Origin of the sequence: Paenibacillus sonchi, assembly GCF_016772475.1 — a bacterium.
In the GTDB taxonomy this organism is placed as follows: domain Bacteria; phylum Bacillota; class Bacilli; order Paenibacillales; family Paenibacillaceae; genus Paenibacillus_AQ; species Paenibacillus_AQ sonchi.
This window is the reverse complement of record NZ_CP068595.1, coordinates 5,649,255-5,669,273: the sequence shown is the minus strand read 5'-3', so window position 1 is coordinate 5,669,273 and position 20,019 is coordinate 5,649,255. Positions and strand designations below refer to the sequence as shown.

Here is a 20,019-nt window from a genome sequence, read left to right as displayed (position 1 = left end):
GAGGCGGGCTTTTTTGCTTTTGGCGGAATCAAGGGATTTCCCGCGGGACTATAGGACATTCCCTAATGGGAACTCATGCCCCGGACCTCCATAATGAAATTATTCGAATGAAAAGTGAGTGTGACTCTTCCATGTCCTTCATTCTGCAAAGGAGTGTTCGTAAGCAATGAAGAAAAAATACGGTCTCAACTTTTTTAAACCGGTCGAAAGTTATTCCGGGAACTGGTCCATTCTGGAGGAAAAAAACAGGGATTGGGAGGATATGTACCGCCAGCGCTGGTCCCATGATAAGGTAGTCCGCACTACACACGGGGTCAACTGTACAGGCTCCTGCAGCTGGAAGGTTTTTGTGAAGAACGGGATCATCACCTGGGAGAACCAGCAGATTGACTATCCGTCCTGCGGGCCCGATATGCCGGAGTTTGAACCCAGGGGCTGTCCCAGAGGGGCGACCTTTTCCTGGTACGAATACAGCCCGCTCCGGGTGAAATATCCCTATATGAGAGGGAAGCTGTGGCGGCTGTGGAAGGCCGCATTACTTGAGCATGACAATCCTGTGGATGCATGGGCAAGCATCGTGGAAGACCCTGCGAAAGCCGGTTCCTACAAAAAAGCCCGCGGCAAAGGCGGCCATATCCGTGTTGCCTGGGAGGATGCGCTCCGTCTTATATCGGCCCAGCTGATCTATACGATCCGCAAATACGGGCCGGACCGGATTGCGGGCTTCACTCCGATTCCGGCCATGTCCATGGTCAGCTATGCTTCAGGTGCGCGGTTCATCTCGCTGCTAGGCGGGCAGATGCTCAGCTTCTACGACTGGTATGCGGATCTGCCTCCGGCTTCACCGCAGATTTGGGGCGAGCAGACGGATGTTCCTGAATCCTCCGACTGGTATAATGCCGGCTATCTGATGATGTGGGGCTCCAATGTGCCGCTTACCCGGACACCGGATGCCCACTTTATGACCGAAGTGCGCTATAAAGGAACCAAAGTGGTGTCGGTGGCGCCGGATTTGGCCGAAAATGTCAAATTCGCTGACAACTGGCTCGCCCCGAATCCCGGAACGGATGCCGCCTTGGCGCAAGCGATGACACATGTAATTCTGAAGGAGTTCTACAATGAACGTGAAGAACCCATGTTCATTAATTATGCCAAGCAGTTTACGGACATGCCGTTTATCATCCTGCTGGACCCGCATGAGTCCAGCCTAAAGGGCGGCCGGTTCCTGCGGGCAAGCGATCTTGGCGAAGCCTCTCCGCATGCGGACTGGAAACCGGTGATTTATGACACAGTATCCGGCGAGCTGATGGTGCCTAACGGAACGATGGGGCAGCGCTGGGAAACGGACAAGAAATGGAACCTTATTCTCGAACAGGAAGACGGGACGAAGATTGATCCGGCACTTTCTGTAGAAGGCCTTGGCGGGCAGTGGGAAGAAATCGTCTTCCCTTATTTTGATCAGGCGGGGAACGGAACGTTCAAGCGTATCATCCCGGCGATGAAAATTCGGCTGGCCGACGGTACGGAACGATACGCCGCAACGGTGTATGACTTGATGCTGAGCCAATACGGCATTGCCAGAACGGAAAGTCCCTGGAATGCCAAGGGTTACGACGACAGCAGCTCCCATTATACCCCCGCCTGGCAGGAAAAGATTACAAGTGTGAAATCCAGCGTAGTGGTCCAGATTGCCCGTGAATTCGCCCAGAATTCCCTCGATACCGGCGGACGCTCCATGATTATTATGGGTGCTGGAATTAATCACTGGTTCAATAGCGATACCATCTACCGCTCGATCCTGAACCTTGTTGTTCTGACGGCATCCCAAGGGGTGAACGGGGGCGGCTGGGCGCATTATGTCGGGCAAGAGAAATGCCGCCCTATTGAAGGCTGGTCTACCATCGCATTTGCTAAGGACTGGCAAGGGCCGGCACGGCAGCAGAATGCCACGTCATTCTTCTATTTCGCAACGGAACAGTGGCGCTATGAGGAGAGCGGTACCGATTCGCTGAAGTCGCCGACAGCAGGAGAGGTAGCTTACCAGCACCCGGCTGACTACAATGTGCTTGCTGCAAGGCTGGGCTGGCTGCCTTCCTTCCCGCAGTTCAACAAGAACAGTCTCCTGTTCGCCGAAGAAGCTGCACAGCAGGGCAAGAAGTCGAATGCAGACATCATTGCCCATTCGCTGGAGGAGATCAAATCACGAAAGACGCGTTTTGCGGTGGAAGACCCCGGAGCACCCGAGAACTTTCCGCGTTCGTTGTTTATTTGGCGCTCCAATCTGATTTCCAGCTCCGCCAAAGGACAGGAGTATTTCATGAAGCATTTGCTGGGCGCATCCGACGGGCTGCTTGCCCAGCCGAATGAAGAGCAGAAGCCCGAAGAAATCGTCTGGCGGGAGGATGTGGAAGGCAAGCTCGATCTCATGGTTGCGCTGGATTTCCGGATGACAACTACTCCGCTGTATGCGGACATCGTACTCCCGGCTGCGACCTGGTATGAAAAGACGGATTTGTCCTCCACAGATATGCATCCGTTTGTGCATCCGTTTAATCCTGCGGTGAATCCGCTGTGGGAATCCCGTTCAGATTGGGATATCTACCGCCAGCTGTCGGAGGTTTTCTCGGAAATGGCGAAATCAGAGCTGCCGGGAGTCTACAAGGATCTTGTCGCATCCCCGCTTGCACATGATTCGATCAGTGAGATCTCCCAGCCGATGGGGCTGGTCAAAGATTGGGCCAAAGGGGAAGTGGAAGCTGTTCCCGGCAAAACGATGCCGAATCTAAGCATTGTTGAGCGGGATTACACCAAGATCCACGATAAATACATCTCCCTTGGACCCAATCTGGTCGTTGGCAAAGCAGGCGCTCATGGCATCAGCTTCTCCGTGGCTGAAGAATACGAGGAGCTTAAGCGGCTCAACGGGGTCTTTTATGATGAATCCATCAAAAACGGGCTTCCCAAAATCCAAACCGCCCGCCAGGTGGCTGATACCATACTTCATCTGTCATCAGCAACCAACGGCCGTGTGTCACAGAAAGCTTACGAGCAGGCAGAGAAGGATTCCGGCGTTGTGCTGAGGGATATCTCGGCGGACCGGGCAGCAGAGAAAATCACGTTCCAGAGCATCACGGCACAGCCCCGGGAAGTGATTCCGACTCCGGTGTTCAGCGGTTCCAATAAACAAGGCCGCCGTTATTCACCGTTTACCACCAATATTGAACGGCTGGTTCCGTTCCGTACCCTGACAGGAAGGCAGCATTTCTACATTGACCACGAGATCTTCCAGCAGTTTGGCGAGGCGCTGCCGGTCTATAAGCCTACCTTGCCGCCTATGGTTTTCGGTCCGCGCGACAGGGAAGTGAAAGGCGGTCAGGATGCGCTTGTGCTGCGGTATTTAACGCCGCATGGCAAGTGGAATATCCACTCGACCTACCAGGATAACCAGCATATGCTGACCTTGTTCCGCGGCGGCCCAACCGTGTGGATCAACAACGAGGACGCGGAGCAGCACGGCATCTCAGATAACGACTGGCTGGAGGTCTATAACCGCAACGGCGTGGTTACGGCCCGCGCTGTCGTCAGCCACCGGATGCCAAGAGGCACTATGTTCATGTACCATGCGCAAGACAAGCATATCCAAGTGCCTGGCTCCGAGATTACAGATACCCGCGGAGGCAGTCATAATGCACCTACCCGGATTCATCTGAAGCCTACCCAGATGGTCGGCGGTTACGCACAGCTCAGCTATGGTTTCAACTACTACGGTCCTATCGGCAACCAGCGTGATGTTTACGTAGCCGTGCGATTAAAGAAGGAGGTCAACTGGCTTGAAGATTAAAGCACAAGTGGCAATGGTAATGAATCTGGATAAGTGCATAGGCTGTCATACCTGCAGTGTTACCTGCAAAACGACCTGGACGAACCGCAAAGGCGCGGAATACATGTGGTTCAACAACGTAGAAACGAAACCCGGCATCGGATATCCGAAGCGCTGGGAAGACCAGGAGCTTTATAAAGGGGGCTGGCAGCTCCGCAAAGGCAAGCTTGAGCTGAAGTCCGGCAACAAGCTGTCCAAGGTAGCGCTCGGGAAGATTTTTTATAACCCTGACATGCCGGAAATGAAGGATTATTACGAGCCGTGGACTTATAATTATGAGCATTTGACCGAGGCCGGGGAACAAAAACATTCACCGGTGGCCCGTGCGCATTCGGCTGTAACCGGAGAGAAAATGGATCTGGAATGGGGGCCGAACTGGGAGGATGATTTGGCCGGCGCACATGTAACGGGACCCCTTGATCCGAACATCCAGAAGATTGAAGAGGAAATCAAATTCAACTTCGAGCAGTCGTTTATGATGTATCTGCCCCGTCTCTGTGAACATTGCCTGAATCCGAGCTGTGTTGCTTCCTGTCCCTCGGGAGCGATGTACAAGCGGGAGGAGGACGGCATTGTCCTCGTAGACCAGGAGGCTTGCCGGGGCTGGAGATACTGCATGACGGGCTGCCCTTACAAAAAAGTGTACTTCAACTGGCAAACCAACAAAGCGGAAAAATGCACCTTCTGTTTCCCCCGCGTGGAAGCCGGACTGCCAACCGTCTGCTCCGAGACTTGTACAGGACGTATCCGGTATCTGGGTGTGCTGCTGTATGACGCAGACAAGGTGCTTGATGCCGCTTCAACACCGGACGTAAAGGATTTGTATCAAGCACAATGTGATCTGTTTATGAATCCCCATGATCCTGAAGTCATCGCTCAGGCCAGAAAAGACGGCATTTCGGAAGACTGGCTGGAAGCGGCACAGAATTCACCGGTTTATAAGCTTGCGATTGAGCATAAGCTGGCGTTCCCGCTGCACCCGGAATACCGGACGCTGCCGATGGTCTGGTATGTGCCGCCGCTCAGCCCGATTATGAACTATTTTGAAGGCAAGGATTCTTTGAAGAACCCGGACATGATCTTCCCGGCCGTTGAAGAAATGCGGACACCGATTCAGTATTTAGCCAATATGCTGACCTCAGGCGATACGCAGACTGTAAAAGAAGCCCTGCAGCGGATGGCGATGATGCGTTCCTATATGCGGGCGAAATCAGCAGATCAGCCTTTTGATCTTTCCCGTCTTGACCGGGTTGGCATGACGGCACACCAGACTGAGGAGATGTACCGGCTGCTGGCCATTGCCAAATATGAGGACCGTTTTGTGATTCCGACCTCGCATAAGGAACAGACCATGAATCCTTACCGCGCCCAAGGCTCCGCCGGATACGGCAACCGGATGGGGGACATGGGTTCCGGTTTCGGCTCCGGCTGCGATGGCTGCGGACCGGCAAGCTCTGCCGGCGGAGACACGAAGACCGCAAAAGAGATGTACGAAGAGAATTTCTACGGGGGGATCTGGCGTGATTGATCTAAGCAAGCTCCATAATTTCAAGCAATCCTTCGGATATTTTGCCCTGCAGCTGATGTATCCGGAAAAGCTGGATTTTCATCCGGCCTTTCTGGAAGAGGCATTTGAAGCCGGACATCCGGCTTACCCTCATGTGCATGCTTATTGGTCGCTCATGCAGACCTTCAGCTTGGATGAGATTCAGGAGAACTATGCCGCAACCTTTGATTTTCAGCGGGACTGCGCCCTTTATATGACCTATTTTAAGTTTGAGGATGCCAAAGAGCGCGGACAAATCCTGGCCAAACTGAAAATACTGTATGAAATGTACGGTCTTGAAATGCCTGAAGGTGAGCTGCCGGATTACCTGCCGCTTATGTGTGAATTCCTGTATGCTGCGGAGTGGCTGAACGACCCGGCTGCGCCGGAGAATTTCCGGATGCTGACAGCCATTTTTGAAGACGGCACGTATCATTTGCTTCAGGCGCTGGGCAAACACGAAAGTCCGTATTTCCATCTGATAAAAGGACTGCGGGAAACACTCAAAGCTTGCATCGAACAGGAGGCTCTCAGTCAATGAATATGTTCGATCAATTTTTATGGGTCATATTCCCATACATCTGCCTCGCCGTTTTTATCGTCGGGCATATTTACCGCTACCGGAGGGATCAGTTCAACTGGACGGCCAAATCCAGCGAATTCATTGAGAAAAAGCAGCTGAAATATGGGAGTATTCTCTTTCACCTCGGGATTATTCCGGTCATCTTCGGACATATCGGCGGTCTGGCGGTCCCGAAGTCATGGATGGAGGCATTGGGTGTTAACGATCATTTGTACCATATCGGTGCTGTATATATCGGGGGGATATTCGGAATGGCTACACTGGCCGGGATGCTGATTCTCACCTCGCGGCGGTTTACAATAAAGAACGTCCGCCGTCTCAGCAGCGCCTCCGATCTGATTGTCAATTCTCTGCTTTTGTTCATCGTGTTTATGGGCATGTACTCCACCCTGGTCACAAATGCAGTACAGCCCGAATTTGATTACCGGGAGACGATCTCGATATGGTTCCGCGGCTTGTTTATGTTCAGTCCCGATCCGTCTCTCATGAAAGAGGTGCCGGTTTCCTTTAAAATCCATGTCCTGTCCGGCTTTGCCATCTTTGCGTTTTGGCCGTTCACCCGGCTAGTTCATGTATGGAGTGTTCCGTTGAATTATGTAGGCAGAAGTTATATTCTATACAGAAGACATAAATCGAATTAAAGGAAAGCAAGCCCAGACTTCTTTCCCTGTTCAATAGGAGAGGAAACGATGAAAAACCAGGTCGATTACCAGCGGGAGCTTGACCAGATCCGGCAAGCCCTTGGATATGATTTCATGTCATTGGCACTAGCGGACCCTGCGGAATATGACTATGTGATCCGATGGAAATACGCCTCCGGCAACTCGAATTCACGGTATAAGCGGATTGTGCTGCAGTCCGGAAGAGGCATAGCGGGGATCGTATTCAAAACCGGAAAGCCGTTTTTACTCTACTCTGTGCAAGAACAGGTAAAGCAGGATATGCTGTTTAGTTATCCGATTGTCAATTCAGAGAAGCTAAAGAGCATCGGGGCTGTGCCGCTGTGGAATGACGCCCGCGTGGCAGGGGTCCTTCTCGGCGGATTTAGAGGTGACCGGCAGGTGAATGAAACGATGCTGCGCGAGCTGCAAAATACGGCACGCCGGGGCATCGGAGACTTGAACGGGAAGGAACTGTTGCTGAGTTGAAGCTGCGAGCCGGGATGGATTCATTAAATACGCTGATGCTGAAGCTGTTTGAGAACAGCACGGAGGCTATTTTCTTTTTTGACAGTGAAGGAAGGACGCTGGCGATGAATCCGGCAGCCGCCCATATTGTCGACACCGACTTTCTGAAGCAGCTGGAGCAAGGGAATTCCCTTGCCCTTTGCAGCACATGCAGAGGGTATACCAGCGACATGGAGCTGCGCACCTGTCTCGATTGCTTTTTTCATGTGCCGGAATCTGAAGACTTTACCTCCTATCAGGTATATCTTGAGACCAAAAACAAAGGGTTGATCCCTTTTGCCGCCAGCTTTCATACGATCGATTCAGAGAATGGAATACGGGTACTCATGCTGCGGGATTTAACGAGACAGTTTAAGACGCAGGAGAAATTTTATCAGAATAAAATGATGAAGCATGTCATCGAGGCCCAGGAGAACGAACGGAAACGGATTTCCCGGGAGCTGCATGACAGTGTTGCCCAAGAGCTTATGAGCGCTGTGGTCGATCTGCGGGTGCTTAAATATATGACCGGAGATGAACAGCTGCTCAAAAAGGTGAAGCAAACTGAAGTCTCTATGACACGGCTCTTAAGTGACATCCGCAACCTCTCTGTGGAGCTTCGGCCGGCCGCTCTTGACGATTTCGGCCTGGAGGCTGCATTCCGGTCGCACTTTAAGCGGATGGAGCAAATCTACGGGCTCATGATAGAATTTGAATCCGATCTGTCAGAGAAACGTTACGGCAGTGAGATTGAAACGGTGGTCTACCGGGTCTGCCAGGAAGCCTTACTCAATGCTTTGAAATATGCGCAGGTAGACTTGGTTCATGTAAAGCTTACCGAGCGGGACCGGCTGTTGAAGCTCACTATTGAAGATGAGGGCGTCGGTTTCAACCTGGGCGATGAGCCGGACGGTACCGGACTGGGCTTATACGGCATGCAGGAGCGTGCAGAATTAGTAGGAGGCACCTTCAGTGTAGAGTCAGGCATTGGCCTGGGAACCCGAATCATCATTCAAGTTCCTGTTGCAGATGGAAATGGAAAGGAATGATCCCCGGATGAAGATCGTCATCGCAGATGACCACGCCATGGTGCGCAGCGGTTTTTCCATGATCCTGAATTTTCAGGACGACATTGAGGTTATCGGGGCGGCGGCAGACGGTATAGAAGCCTATGCCATGGTAGCGAAACGGAGACCGGATATTCTGATCATGGATCTAAGCATGCCGCCCGGAGAAAGCGGACTGATCGCCACAGGTAAAATCAAAGAAGATTATCCCGATACCAAAATATTGATCCTGACCATGCATGATGATGAAGAATATTTGTTTCATGTCCTGAAGAACGGAGCGTCCGGATATGTGCTGAAAAGCGCACCGGATGAGGAACTGCTGCTTGCCATCCGCACCATCTATGAGGGAGGCACCTATATTCATCCCAAGATGGCAACCTCTCTGGTGCGTGAATTTATCAAAAAAGACAAAACGGCCTCTACAGAAGATTTGTTTGAGCTGCTCTCTAAGCGGGAGCTGGAAATCCTGCCGCTAATCGCTAAGGGATACGGCAACAAGGAAATTGCGGAGAGGCTGTTCATCTCCGTGAAGACGGTGGAAGCCCATAAATCCAAAATCATGGAGAAATTAAACCTGAAAAGCCGGCCGGAACTGGTCGAATATGCCTTGAAAAAAAAGCTGCTGGATTTCTAGCGCTGAATGGAGGTACATCATGCCGGATCCTTCCGGGCTGCGTTTTGTTTCACCGGCCATGCGCATTCTTGAGAACGAGCATCGCTATTTGTCATTCCTGATGGGAGAGTGGCATGCCATTGTTCTTTCCTTCGAACAGGATGATCCGCTAAGTTTGGAGGAAAGCCGGCGGAGGGTCAAGGAATTGCGCAGGCTTATTCTTGATTTCAAAGTTCCGCTGGCCAAACATACGCTCAAAGAGGAAGCACACTTTTTCCCGCTGCTGGGCACCTATATCGGCTTTGAACAAGGGCCGCTGGTCGGAATCCAGCAGGAACATACCGAGATTGACGGGTACCTCGGACATTTTCTTTATCATACGGAAGGTGATATTGATCTTTTGCCACTATCAAAGATTGCTTCCGCAGTAAGAGATGCAGGAGAGGCTTTCGAAGTATTAACCGTGCATTTTGTAAAAGAAGAAACGGTCATCTTTCCAATGGCGGAAGGCCAGCTGAGCGAACCGGATACCAGGCGGCTGTATTCCAGAATGAATACCCTTATTACTCAATAACTGCAATCGGCTTCACTGTCCATATCGGGGCGGGGAAGCCGTTTTCATTTTTTTAGGGATTCCCCTCTAAGGGAAAGGGTACTCCCCTATATCTCAAGCAGAGTAAGGACAGATACAATAGGGACAGGAAGTGAAGTATACATTCAGCAGACAAAACTGGCGGAAAAGGTGAGTTATATGATTAAAAAAGTGCAATTGCCGTTACAAACATTAAACTTGATTGTTGGCTTCATGGTATGGGTAATTATCTCCTCTCTGATGCCTTTTATTTCCGAGGATATTCCAATTCCGTCAGGAAAACTGGCAATGGTTACGGCGATTCCCGTAGTGCTGGGTTCCATACTCCGAATCCCCATTGGCTATTATGCGAATATTTTCGGGGCGCGTATCATCTTTCTCGTCAGCTTCGTGCTGCTGCTGTTTCCGGTTTTCTATATTAGCGAAGCGTCCACGTATACAGACTTGATCATCGGCGGCTTGTTTCTTGGGATTGGCGGAGCTGTTTTTTCAGTAGGGGTTACCTCGCTGCCCAAGTATTTTCCGAAAGAAAAGCATGGGTTCGTTAACGGGATTTATGGCGTCGGTAATCTCGGCACAGCCCTCACGACATTTACGGCCCCGATCATTGCTGCGCGTTTCGGCTGGGCAACAGCGGTGAAGCTGTACCTGATTCTTCTTCTGGTATTTATTGTCCTGAATTTCTTTTTCGGAGACCGTCATGAACCAAAGGTGAAAACACCGATTATAGAACAAATCAAGGGTGTTGCTAAAAATGAGAAGCTATGGCTGTTCTCACTTTTCTATTTTATTACATTTGGATCGTTCGTCGCATTCACAATTTATTTGCCAAACTTCCTCGTTTCTAATTTCGGACTGGAGAAGGTGGATGCAGGGATGCGCACAGCCGGTTTTATTGCCGTTGCCACGTTTTTCCGGCCCGTCGGCGGCTGGCTCGCAGACAAATTCCAGCCTCTGATTCTGCTGATCGGAACATTCAGCATCTATACGGTTGCTGCAATACTCCTGGCTTTCCTGCCCTCCATTGGCCTTTACACGGTGGGGTGCCTCGCCATTGCCGTCAGTGCCGGAATAGGGAATGGCGTGATTTTTAAATTAGTTCCGTTCTATTTCAACAAGCAGGCGGGGATTGCCAACGGAATTGTCTCCATGATGGGCGGACTTGGCGGCTTCTTCCCGCCGATCATGCTCTCGATTATTTTTTCCATCACAGGCCAATATTCGATCGGGTTCATGCTGCTTTCGCAAGTGGCCCTTGCCAGCCTTGTTCTTGTGGTATGGCTCTTGTATCATGACCGTCTGGCGCTTACTTCTGAGGTGTTCAACTCCACAGCCCAGGGGATTCTGGTAACGGATGCGGCAGGTGTCATTAAGAGTGTCAATCCTGCATTTACGAGGCTTACAGGCTTCACTGAAGCAGAAGTGCTCGGCAAACAGCCAAACGTACTGAAGTCAGGCAGACAATCCCAGGATTTCTACCGCAGCATGTGGAGCGAGATCCGGGCAAAGGGTGTGTGGCAGGGAGAGATCTGGAACAGAAGGAAGAATGGTGAAGAGTATCTGCAGCTTCTGAATATCAGTGCCGTCAAGGATGAGACAGGGGTAGACATCCGTTATGTCGGTACATTCAGCGATATTACGCGGAAGTAGAGAGAGGGCATTCACATGCCAAAAGGGGAGGGGCGCATGAACACTACATCCATACAAGATCAGCTGAAGCGGCCCATCCGTGATTTAAGGATTTCCCTGACAGACCGGTGCAATTTCCGCTGCTCCTACTGCATGCCGAAGGAAATATTCGGTGAGGATTACGCCTTTTTACCTGCCCGGGAGCTGTTGTCCTTTGCTGAAATTCTGCGGCTGACCAGGCTGTTTGTATCCTTAGGGGTAGTCAAAATCAGGCTGACCGGAGGAGAGCCGCTGCTGAGGAAAGATCTTCCGGAGCTTGTGGCAGGAATCCGGTCGCTTAACGGGGTTGAGGACATCGGCTTGACGACCAACGGCGTTTTGCTGGGGCAGCAGGCTAAAGGATTGTACGCAGCAGGACTGCGGCGGCTTAATATCAGTCTGGATGCGCTGCATCCGGAGATTTTGGGACAATGAATGGAAGAGGGCTCAAGCCGTCTCTTATCCTGAAACATATCGATCAAGCCCTGGAGATCGGTTATGAGATCAAAGTCAATATGGTCGTGCAAAAAGGCGTAAATGAATCGGAGATCCTGCCGATGGCTGCCTATTTCAAGGAACGCAAAATCACACTCCGTTTCATTGAGTTTATGGATGCGGGAAATGACAATGGGTGGAGCTTGGCAAAAGTGGTTACCAAAAAAGAAATTCTCCAAAGTCTCCGGGAAGTTTATGAGCTGGAGGCTTTGGAGCAGGATTTTTATGGGGAAGTCGCACAGCGCTACCGGTACAAAGACAGTGATGCAGAGATCGGGTTTATTACTTCGGTATCAGAATCCTTTTGCTCATCCTGTACGCGGGCCCGGTTATCTTCTGACGGTAAATTCTACACCTGTCTTTTTGCTTCCGGCGGTACGGATTTGCGGGCACTGCTCCGCAGCGGGGCTGACGACAGCAGCCTGTTGAATGTGATCAAAGACGTCTGGGAGAAACGTGCGGACCGGTATTCCGATGAGCGCCAGGAGCACACGGCAGCGGACCGGAAAAAGATAAGCATGTCCTATATAGGCGGATAGGGGCGCACTAACTATTGATTGATCCGGTTTGAAGATCGTTTTTCGCCGCTTCAAAGTTTCCGGAACCTACTCTCCGGCGGATTTCTTCTTCTGAGAGATCTTGAGCCACAGGTCCTGTCGGGATGCCGCCGGCGTTTGCTTCAACTTCTGTCTTTTCCACACGGGCGAAGCCGGCATTGGTCCGGCGGCCTATTTCTTCACGCTCTTCGCGGCTTGAGAAGGAGGTTGGTTCAGTTTCCTTTGCCATCGTTAGTATCCCCTTTCAGATTAGTTTACCTAGGTATAATACCCCTTATTATCTGCAAAGAACCATAGATACATGGCTTAAACGCAGGAGACGATCAAAAAGCAGCCGTCTCCGGCTGCTTCTACCTGTTGATTTGCATATCCTGTTCCACTAACTCAAGCCCTTCCTGAATCCAATCCGGGTCCCCGGACTCCAAGCCCTCCAACAGATAGCGGACCTGATCGAATGTGACGAACAGGGAGATTTTTCGCAGGCGGGCGTCCAGGTCAGCCCCGCCTCTATGCGCCATCACTTGACGAGTAAATTCCTCTCCGCAATCCTCGAGCAAATACAAGTAATCGTAATCCGGGTCGCTTATCGCGGCATCGCCGAAGTCGATAATACCTGTCAGTACGGACCGGTGCGAATCCGTCAAAAAGTGATCCGGCGACAAATCGGCGTGAATCAGTGCCGGAATATATCGGGTATATGCAGTATCCTCCAGATAGGCTTGAAACCGCCGGTGGAGATAGTCGCGCAAAGACGGTTCAAGATGAGGAAAAACCTGCCTCACCGCAGCATCTTTCAACGACTGGATTTCATTCGCAAGTTGTAGTGCGGGGACACCGGCCTGAATAGCGCTTTTAACCGGGAATGCGTTCAGGTCACTCATGAAATCCCCAAGATGTACGGCGAGTCGCTCTCTTGCGTAACCGGAGAGAGAGACGATTCCGTCTTCCCCCAGGACTTCCCCCTCGACCTTCCGGTAGCCTGCAAAGGGACGTCCATCCTCCTGTGTTCCTCTGTATACAAACTTCGGAATCCCGGCCTTGACTCGCTCGGACAGCAGAGGCAGCAAATGTATTTCTTTGTTCAATTCATCCGCACCTTGATGACTTTTGGGAAAGCGAAATACCCATTCCCCGTTCACGAGTACCGCAAAATTCCGATAGCCTTCGCCCAGCGACTCCACGGTTCGAATGTGCAATTCCGGGAATTGGTCCGCAATCAGTGCAGAATAACGCCGTTCCTGCTCTTTCACTAGGGCTGCTCCTCTCTATGGACTCAGGTCAATCCGCCTGCTGCCTATATTCTCACCCAACCGGCATATTTTTTCATGACTCAAAAGTACTATAAGAATGGCTTTATTTAACTGGCCAAATAACCTGAGCGTCAAGATAAACGAAGCTTTTGTAGTAATATCTCTGTCGCCGGCAGGTATGCTTGAGACATAGGGCATCTGCATGAACGGAACGGAAATACCGCTTAGGTTTGCCACCGGCCGGATTTGGGCAATGGTCCGCCATACCTGGCGCTGCCAGAAAGGCAGGAAACAACGGCAGAAATGCCGTTGTTGCGCTCAGCGCTGGCGGAAAGGCAGGAAACAACGGCAGAAATGCCGTTGTTGCGCTCAGCGCTGCCAGAAAGGCAGGAAACAACGGCAGAAATGCCGTTGTTGCGCTCAGCGCTGCCAGAAAGGCAGGAAACAACGGCAGAAATGCCGTTGTTGAGCTCAGCGCCGGCGGAATGGCAGGAAACAACGGCAGAAATGCCGTTGTTGCGCTCAGCGCTGCCAGAAAGGCAGGAAACAACGGCAGAAATGCCGTTGTTGAGCTCAGCGCCGGCGGAATGGCAGGAAACAACGGCAGAAATGCCGTTATTGAGCTCAGCGCCGGCGGAATGGCAGGAAACAACGGCAGAAATGCCGTTGTTGCGCGATTGGTCATCACATGGCGGAGACGAATCGGCCGCTTAGATTGCAGTCGCATGTGTTCAAAGTAAATAAAGTTTTAGACTGATTGTCTTTTAGGAATTTTTGATGGAACGATATTCAAGAGTACATTAATCCAAGAAGGTGCACGATCCCTAATATGCCCATTGGATATATAATCATTCTTGAGTATAAGTTTTTAAAATTGTTGTTTGGATGCTTCTCAAAGAAGAAATGAGCTAATGAGTGAAAAATCATGAACAGATCTATAAATACGAAAGATAAAAGCTGATGACTTACAAATGAAAATATTAAAATCGTATATAGCGGTAGATGTAGAATGGTAAAAACTTTGAATGCACGTTTATCTTCCATATCTTTAAGAATTACAAACATCTTCCATTCCTTAGCTCTTATTGCATCCATTTCGTGCAAACATAGGAGAGCAAAATTTATTGAAAAAACCACTAGGAATAATGATGACAAAGCCCCACCTCATTAATTAAATATACTTAGTGAAATCATATCTCTCATTGACTGATTAATATTACGAACAACAAATAATTTAGTTTCCAAACCCTAGCGAATTATATTAACTTGCCCGTTAGCATAATGAAGCATTATCAGTCTAATACTTTATTTTCTTCTGACAGCATGCATTCACAGTGCACCCAAAGCAGGCCGCACTCCGGGCCTGCTCTATTCCTGATATTAGAAATACAAGACACATACAGATATGTACAGCATCACAGAAAAGCCGATTTCCAGTATTCCTGTACGTTTGGCTGTAATTTTTGTTTTGGGTAGACTGGTTGCGCGCGCCAGCAGGATCGTCAGAGGGACCGTTAACGATGGGAACAGCACCACTCCCGCCAGCAGGAATAATCCATGATAAATCACAGATGCGTAATAATACCGGGGATTGTTTTTTTCACGAATAATCGTTTTTACATACAAGGCAGTCCCCACAAAATACAGCAAAGCCAGTATAAATAATTCACCAGCTATTCCCCAGTCTGTTCCTCCGCCGATATAAAAAACGGGAAAGACCATCAGGCAAAACAACAGAATTCCCGCGATATCATTGAGGAGGGCCCGCTCATTCTTCGTTCTGGCGTAATACAGATTAACCGCAAACAGCGGGAGTGCTGGTAAGGCAAACCAAAGCAGCTTAGGTTCTGTAACAATCAGATAAGCTGCAAAAGGCAAAAGCAGCAGACCGTACACTTTGAGCGGCGGTCCATACCGGTCAAAACGCCTCGTTTTGACCCCCTGAAGGAGGGGAAAGATGAATAAATAAATCAGCAGCCAGCACAAGAACAGGGGAATATGCAGAAGTTTTGCCTGGGAGGCCGCCATCCCTAACAAAAAGGGGAGAACCAGCATGGACCAGGCTCCGTGCTGATTGGGAATAAACCTCTTCATTGTAATACACCTCTGTATAGATAGTTAGATTTATCCTCTAATCAAGTGGACTATTTAAATATATGATCTTCTGCTGTCTCCAATAGTGATTTGAAGCACATGCTGCTCTTGGCACCGGTTTTTTTGTCAGGACCTGATCCACGCTACCCCTATGCGTTCCAGCTCTTCCTTCCAGCCCCCCGGCAGCTCCTGATCGGAGATGATCACGTCGGCATTATGCAGCGGAGCGATCTGGCAAAAAGCCGTGCTGCCGATTTTGCTGTGGTCTGCCAGCAGAATCACTTCACTGGCCTGCCCGGCGGCCAGCCGTGACACCAGCGATTCGTTCATATCGTAATCCGTGATGCCTTGGGCAGGCGAGATTCCGCCGACGGACAGAAAGGCTTTGTCCAGTGTGAATTGTTTCAGCAGCTCATGGGCGAGAATCCCACTCACCGATTGCTGCTGAACGGAGATTTCACCGGCAAGCATAATGACTTTGCCCGTAAATTGCTCAAGGGACAAGGCTTGGAGCAACGCAGACGCTGTTGGCAGGGAGTTCGTCACAATAGTAATGTTCTTCTTTCCGGCCAGGCAGCGGGTCATCTCCAGCACAGTCGTCCCTGTATCCATGAACACAGTATCCCCATCCTGCAGCAGTCTGGCAGCTTCCCGGCCAATCGCCTGCTTCCCTTCCTGGTTCAGCTTGCGCCTCATCGTATACGAAGGCTCTCCGTCGAAATGGCTGAGCTTCACTGCGCCCCCATACACACGCTTTAACTTCCGTTGTTCCTCCAGGGCATCCAGATCGCGGCGGATCGTCTCATTGGACACCTCAAGCTGCTGCGCCAGCGGGATAACTTTTACCTTTCCGGTTTCCTCCAATTGCTGCAAGATCAGCTGCTGCCGTTCTTCTGCGAGTAATGTCATCGTGCAACCCCCTTATGTAAAATTAACGCTTGCATCCTTTTGGCTGTTAGTGCTATTTTAAAGTAAAAGAACACAAAAAACAACGCAATTACACAAAGAACAACATGAATATCACAAAACAATGAGTTTTACTTTGAGGAGGTTCAAGATGAAGAAGCAACGTCTTTCTTTTCATGCAGATGGCACTTTTAAAATTGTACAGTTTACCGATATCCATCTGAAGGATGGAATCGAACCGGAGCGTGATGCCCGGACGCTGGCCCTGATGGAGCGTATTCTGATCACCGAGCAACCGGATTTGGTAGTGTTCAGCGGTGACCTGGTTTACAGCGAAGAGACCGTGGACCCTAAGGCTGCGTTCCGGCGGGTGATTGAGGTTGCCGTACAGGCAGGAACGCCTTTTGCTGTGATCTATGGCAACCACGATACAGAGAAGGGGGTTACACGGGAAGAGCTGCAGGCGATTTTGACAGAATATGAGCTGTGTATGGCTGAAGCCGGACCGGGAGAGATCCACGGCACGGGCAATTATGTGCTGCCGCTTTTCAACCACACTGCAGACCGGGAGTCGGCGGCACTGTATTTCGTGGATTCGGGTGAATATGCGCCTGCAGCCATCGGCGGGTATGCCTGGATTCATTCCGATCAAGTGGCCTGGTATTCGCAGGAATCGGCCAAGAACAAAGAGAGAAACGGCGGGGTGCTGCCTGCTCTGGCTTTTATGCATATTCCTATCCCTGAGTATCAGGAGGTATGGCAATCCGGGAGTGTAGCCGGGAGAAAAGGCGAAATGGTCTGCTGCTCCAAAGTGAACAGCGGCTGGTTCGCGGCCATGCTGGAAGCAGGGGATGTGATGGCAGCCTTCGCCGGGCACGATCATGACAATGATTACATAGGTGTGCTGCATGGGATAACACTGGCCTATGGCCGGGTGACCGGGCATAACACGTACGGGTCACTGCAGCGCGGGGCGAGGGTCATTCAACTGAAGGAAGGGGAACGGCGCTTCGAGACCTGGATCAGGCAGGAGGATGGAAGCGTAATTTAGCGCAGAGGTGGAGTAGTTACCGCAAAAGGAGAGGATACGTAATGAAAATAGATTTTCACCTCCATCTGGAAGAAGGACCGTATTCACCTAGATGGCTGCAGCGTACGATGGAGAGTCTCACAGCGATGACGGACAGCAGCGAGCAGATCCATACGCAGGCTTGGATGCAGGAGAGCTTCGGCCGGCTGGAGCGGCGCATGACGGGTGGAGCTTTTACAGAGGAATGGCTGGACCTGTATCTGAAGCAGGCCAAGCAGCGCGGCATTCATACGGTGGGCATCGTCGATCATCTGTACCGTTTCACGAAATATAAAGCCTATTATGAAAAACACATGCTCCTGGATGATACCTTGATAGGCCGTCTGCAGCGGGAGTGGCTGGATCAGGTGTGTATGGCGGATACAGAGCATTTTGTTGCTTGCATTCAGGCCCAAAAGGAAAAATGGCAGCGTGAAGGGGTGCAGCTGCGGCTTGGCATCGAAGCCGATTATTTCCCGGGCTGCAAACAGGAGCTAGCCGGAATATTGAAGGAACAGCCATATGATTATGTTATCGGTTCAGTGCATTTTGTAGATGGCTGGGGCTTTGACAATCCGGCGACCCAGATGTATTTTGAACAATTTGATCTGGAAGTCCTGTATGCCCGGTTCTTCGAGATCGTCGGCCAAGCGGTGTCTTCACGCCTGTTCGATATTGTCGCCCACCTCGACAACCTCAAAGCCTTCAACTACCGCCCGGATGAACAACGCCTGCTGCCGATGTATGAGCGGATTGCGGATTTGCTGATCGCGCATGATACGGCCACGGAGATTAACGCGGGAATGGTGTACCGCTATCCGATCCGGGAAATGTGCCCGAGCCCGGCTTTCCTGGCCGTACTGGCAGCCAAAGGCGTGCTGTTCACCACCTCTACCGATGCCCATTTTCCTGACGATCTCGGCGGGTATACAGATCAGCAGCTAGAGATGCTGATGCAGGCGGGAGTGCGGGAAATTGTAACCTTCCAGAAGCGGCGGCGAAGCCGGCACTGGCTGGAATAAAAACTACATTTGCGCAGGTGGGTAGAAAAGTTGATCAGGCCCGCCTCCATGGCAATGCAGGCAAAGGCAACGTGATCACGCATAACGCTTAACCAGACCGGGAGATTAAGCTCACGCTTAAGCCCGGTTTTTTTGGTGTAAAAAACCTTCTGCTCCCGGATCGGGCATAAGAGGCCCGCATTAGTTCCTGCAAAAAAATGATAAACTAGGATGCAGAGGTGAGGTTTTCATGAATGCATTAACCACGGTACTCGTAGTATACGATGGGATGGAAATCAAAACGTTCAGCATTTCACAAGCGCCACAAAACCAATTGCATACCCATTTGCAGAAAGCGAAGATGGATGTGGCGATAGAATCTGCATCGGATCTCGAAACTTTCCCTCAATCTGAAAATAAAGCTAAAGGAGGCCGGGATGTATGAAGTCTTCTGACTCTATTAAAATCCCGCCGGGATTCTGGGCAGGATTACGTCATTTAGGGATTGCTGCCCACGATGTAGCTCGTAAAGCAGGGCAGCCGCTCACAATTATTGCTGAACCTGCAGTCACCACCGCCCAATATTTCGCGGTCTGGCAGGCTTATTCCGATCTCATTGGTGACACTGCCAAGGGGATTATCGAGCTTGCGGCAGGTTTTGAAACCGCGAAGTACCCGCCGACCGTCTTAGCAACATACCACTCCCGTGACTACCGTGATGCTCTAAACCGAATGGCGCGCTACAAACAACTGTGTCCTCCAGAAAACTTGCTTATCACCGAGGAGGGGGAGAGCTGTAGCATCGCACTGGAATGGCTGTACACCGAGCAGCCTGGTCCGCCGATGTTGATTGGTATCACACTAGCCTATCTTTTGGAGCTTGGGCGACGGGGGACAGGCCAGCCTTTGACAGCGCGGTTCGTCGAATTTTCAGATGTTATGGCCAATGTACAGGCCCTTGAAGCCTACTTCGGCTGTCCTGTCCGGATTGGTGCACCATGCAACCGGTTGACGCTGCACCGAAAAGATCTGGACCGTCCCTTTGTCTCATACAACGAAGAGTTGCTGGAGATCCTGACTCCGGCTCTGGACCGGACGCTGGGTGAACAGCAGCGCGAGCGCTCAATTTCCCTGATGGTCAAATGGATCATGAAACGTAGCCTTACCGGAGGACGGCCCGATATTCAGGCTGTTGCGAAAGAGCTGGGAATAAGCGACCGTACCTTGCAGCGCCGGCTTTCTGACGAAAATACGACCTTTAAGCATTTGTTAACACAAGCCAGACATGAGCAGGCACTGGAGTACCTGGCAGACTCCTCGCTCGATATTAAAGAAGTAGCGTTCATGCTTGGATATGCAGACCAGAACTCGTTTTACCGCGCTTTCCGGCTTTGGGAAGGTGATACTCCGTCGAATTGGCGTGTAAAACAAGAATTTTGGCGCAATGCGCTAGTTACTGAATCATCCAGACAAGGTAACATAATCACTTGTAATGGGTGATTTCGAAGAGGAGCTGATCATTACATACT

Annotated in this window: 19 protein-coding genes and 2 pseudogenes; 15 read left to right on the top strand and 6 right to left on the bottom strand. The window is 50.8% G+C overall.

Going from position 1 to position 20,019, the window contains the following annotated elements; translation table 11 throughout:
* The first annotated feature begins 166 nt into the window (after nucleotides 1-166).
* The 10 genes and pseudogenes from JI735_RS25235 (at nucleotide 167) to moaA (ending at nucleotide 12,152) form a co-directional block, all read left to right on the top strand.
* On the top strand, nucleotides 167-3,841 hold the full coding sequence (locus JI735_RS25235) for a nitrate reductase subunit alpha (protein WP_039836899.1): 3,675 nt from the start codon (nucleotides 167-169) through the stop codon (nucleotides 3,839-3,841).
* Complete coding sequence (narH, locus tag JI735_RS25230) at nucleotides 3,831-5,408, top strand: nitrate reductase subunit beta (protein ID WP_039836900.1); 1,578 nt, start codon at nucleotides 3,831-3,833, stop codon at nucleotides 5,406-5,408. The genes JI735_RS25235 and narH overlap by 11 nt, the downstream gene beginning before the upstream one ends.
* The gene (narJ, locus tag JI735_RS25225; protein WP_039836901.1) at nucleotides 5,401-5,967 is read left to right on the top strand and encodes a nitrate reductase molybdenum cofactor assembly chaperone; all 567 of its coding nucleotides are present in this window, start codon (nucleotides 5,401-5,403) and stop codon (nucleotides 5,965-5,967) included. The genes narH and narJ overlap by 8 nt, the downstream gene beginning before the upstream one ends.
* Entirely contained in the window at nucleotides 5,964-6,650 is a 687-nt protein-coding gene (narI, locus tag JI735_RS25220; protein WP_020429247.1) for a respiratory nitrate reductase subunit gamma, read from the top strand. Before narJ ends, narI begins: the two co-directional genes overlap by 4 nt.
* 48 nt (nucleotides 6,651-6,698) lie before the next feature.
* Nucleotides 6,699-7,157: a GAF domain-containing protein gene (locus JI735_RS25215; protein WP_039836902.1), complete on the top strand. Its 459-nt coding sequence runs from the start codon at nucleotides 6,699-6,701 to the stop codon at nucleotides 7,155-7,157.
* 14 nt (nucleotides 7,158-7,171) lie between these two features.
* Nucleotides 7,172-8,224 (top strand): sensor histidine kinase, encoded by a 1,053-nt coding sequence (locus tag JI735_RS25210; protein ID WP_408638005.1) that lies wholly within the window; start codon nucleotides 7,172-7,174, stop codon nucleotides 8,222-8,224.
* 7 nt (nucleotides 8,225-8,231) lie between these two features.
* Nucleotides 8,232-8,879, top strand: coding sequence for a response regulator transcription factor (locus tag JI735_RS25205; protein WP_039836904.1), 648 nt, complete (start codon nucleotides 8,232-8,234; stop codon nucleotides 8,877-8,879).
* A 19-nt stretch (nucleotides 8,880-8,898) separates the two neighbouring features.
* Nucleotides 8,899-9,432 carry a hemerythrin domain-containing protein gene (locus tag JI735_RS25200; RefSeq protein WP_039836905.1) on the top strand — a complete coding sequence of 178 codons (534 nt, stop codon included), beginning with the start codon at nucleotides 8,899-8,901 and terminating at the stop codon, nucleotides 9,430-9,432.
* A gap of 177 nt (nucleotides 9,433-9,609) precedes the next feature.
* Nucleotides 9,610-11,100 (top strand): nitrate/nitrite transporter, encoded by a 1,491-nt coding sequence (locus JI735_RS25195; RefSeq protein WP_039836906.1) that lies wholly within the window; start codon nucleotides 9,610-9,612, stop codon nucleotides 11,098-11,100.
* Nucleotides 11,101-11,136: 36 nt separating this feature from the next.
* Nucleotides 11,137-12,152, top strand: a pseudogene (gene moaA / locus JI735_RS25190) (GTP 3',8-cyclase MoaA).
* 7 nt (nucleotides 12,153-12,159) lie between these two features.
* Here the strand turns inward: moaA and JI735_RS25185 are convergent.
* Together JI735_RS25185 and JI735_RS25180 are read right to left on the bottom strand one after the other, a co-directional pair.
* Nucleotides 12,160-12,399 (bottom strand): hypothetical protein, encoded by a 240-nt coding sequence (locus JI735_RS25185; RefSeq protein ID WP_039836908.1) that lies wholly within the window; start codon nucleotides 12,397-12,399, stop codon nucleotides 12,160-12,162.
* Between the two features lie 121 nt (nucleotides 12,400-12,520).
* Nucleotides 12,521-13,420 (bottom strand): phosphotransferase family protein, encoded by a 900-nt coding sequence (locus JI735_RS25180; RefSeq protein ID WP_051051993.1) that lies wholly within the window; start codon nucleotides 13,418-13,420, stop codon nucleotides 12,521-12,523.
* A 230-nt stretch (nucleotides 13,421-13,650) separates the two neighbouring features.
* Between JI735_RS25180 and JI735_RS25175 the strand changes: the two genes are divergently transcribed.
* Complete coding sequence (locus tag JI735_RS25175; RefSeq protein WP_202676554.1) at nucleotides 13,651-14,160, top strand: hypothetical protein; 510 nt, start codon at nucleotides 13,651-13,653, stop codon at nucleotides 14,158-14,160.
* Nucleotides 14,161-14,209: 49 nt separating this feature from the next.
* Here JI735_RS25175 and JI735_RS37520 read toward each other — a convergent pair whose 3' ends face one another.
* The 3 genes from JI735_RS37520 to JI735_RS25165 form a co-directional block, all read right to left on the bottom strand.
* Complete coding sequence (locus JI735_RS37520) at nucleotides 14,210-14,557, bottom strand: DUF6713 family protein (protein WP_325175639.1); 348 nt, start codon at nucleotides 14,555-14,557, stop codon at nucleotides 14,210-14,212.
* A 243-nt stretch (nucleotides 14,558-14,800) separates the two neighbouring features.
* Complete coding sequence (locus JI735_RS25170; protein WP_039836910.1) at nucleotides 14,801-15,514, bottom strand: YwiC-like family protein; 714 nt, start codon at nucleotides 15,512-15,514, stop codon at nucleotides 14,801-14,803.
* Between the two features lie 126 nt (nucleotides 15,515-15,640).
* Complete coding sequence (locus JI735_RS25165) at nucleotides 15,641-16,423, bottom strand: DeoR/GlpR family DNA-binding transcription regulator (RefSeq protein ID WP_039836911.1); 783 nt, start codon at nucleotides 16,421-16,423, stop codon at nucleotides 15,641-15,643.
* A 148-nt stretch (nucleotides 16,424-16,571) separates the two neighbouring features.
* On the opposite strand from JI735_RS25165, the gene JI735_RS25160 reads away from it, so the two are divergent.
* Both JI735_RS25160 and JI735_RS25155 read left to right on the top strand, forming a co-directional pair.
* Entirely contained in the window at nucleotides 16,572-17,471 is a 900-nt protein-coding gene (locus JI735_RS25160; protein ID WP_039836912.1) for a metallophosphoesterase family protein, read from the top strand.
* 41 nt (nucleotides 17,472-17,512) lie between these two features.
* The gene (locus JI735_RS25155; protein WP_202676553.1) at nucleotides 17,513-18,511 is read left to right on the top strand and encodes a histidinol phosphate phosphatase domain-containing protein; all 999 of its coding nucleotides are present in this window, start codon (nucleotides 17,513-17,515) and stop codon (nucleotides 18,509-18,511) included.
* Nucleotides 18,512-18,525: 14 nt separating this feature from the next.
* On the opposite strand, the pseudogene JI735_RS37985 reads toward JI735_RS25155, so the two are convergent.
* Nucleotides 18,526-18,673: pseudogene (locus tag JI735_RS37985) on the bottom strand (DUF2306 domain-containing protein); the annotation flags it as partial.
* Between the two features lie 67 nt (nucleotides 18,674-18,740).
* Between JI735_RS37985 and JI735_RS25150 the strand changes: the two are divergent.
* Both JI735_RS25150 and JI735_RS25145 read left to right on the top strand, forming a co-directional pair.
* Nucleotides 18,741-18,935: a hypothetical protein gene (locus JI735_RS25150; protein WP_039836916.1), complete on the top strand. Its 195-nt coding sequence runs from the start codon at nucleotides 18,741-18,743 to the stop codon at nucleotides 18,933-18,935.
* Nucleotides 18,932-19,990, top strand: coding sequence for a helix-turn-helix transcriptional regulator (locus tag JI735_RS25145; protein ID WP_051052001.1), 1,059 nt, complete (start codon nucleotides 18,932-18,934; stop codon nucleotides 19,988-19,990). Before JI735_RS25150 ends, JI735_RS25145 begins: the two co-directional genes overlap by 4 nt.
* Nucleotides 19,991-20,019 lie beyond the last annotated feature (29 nt).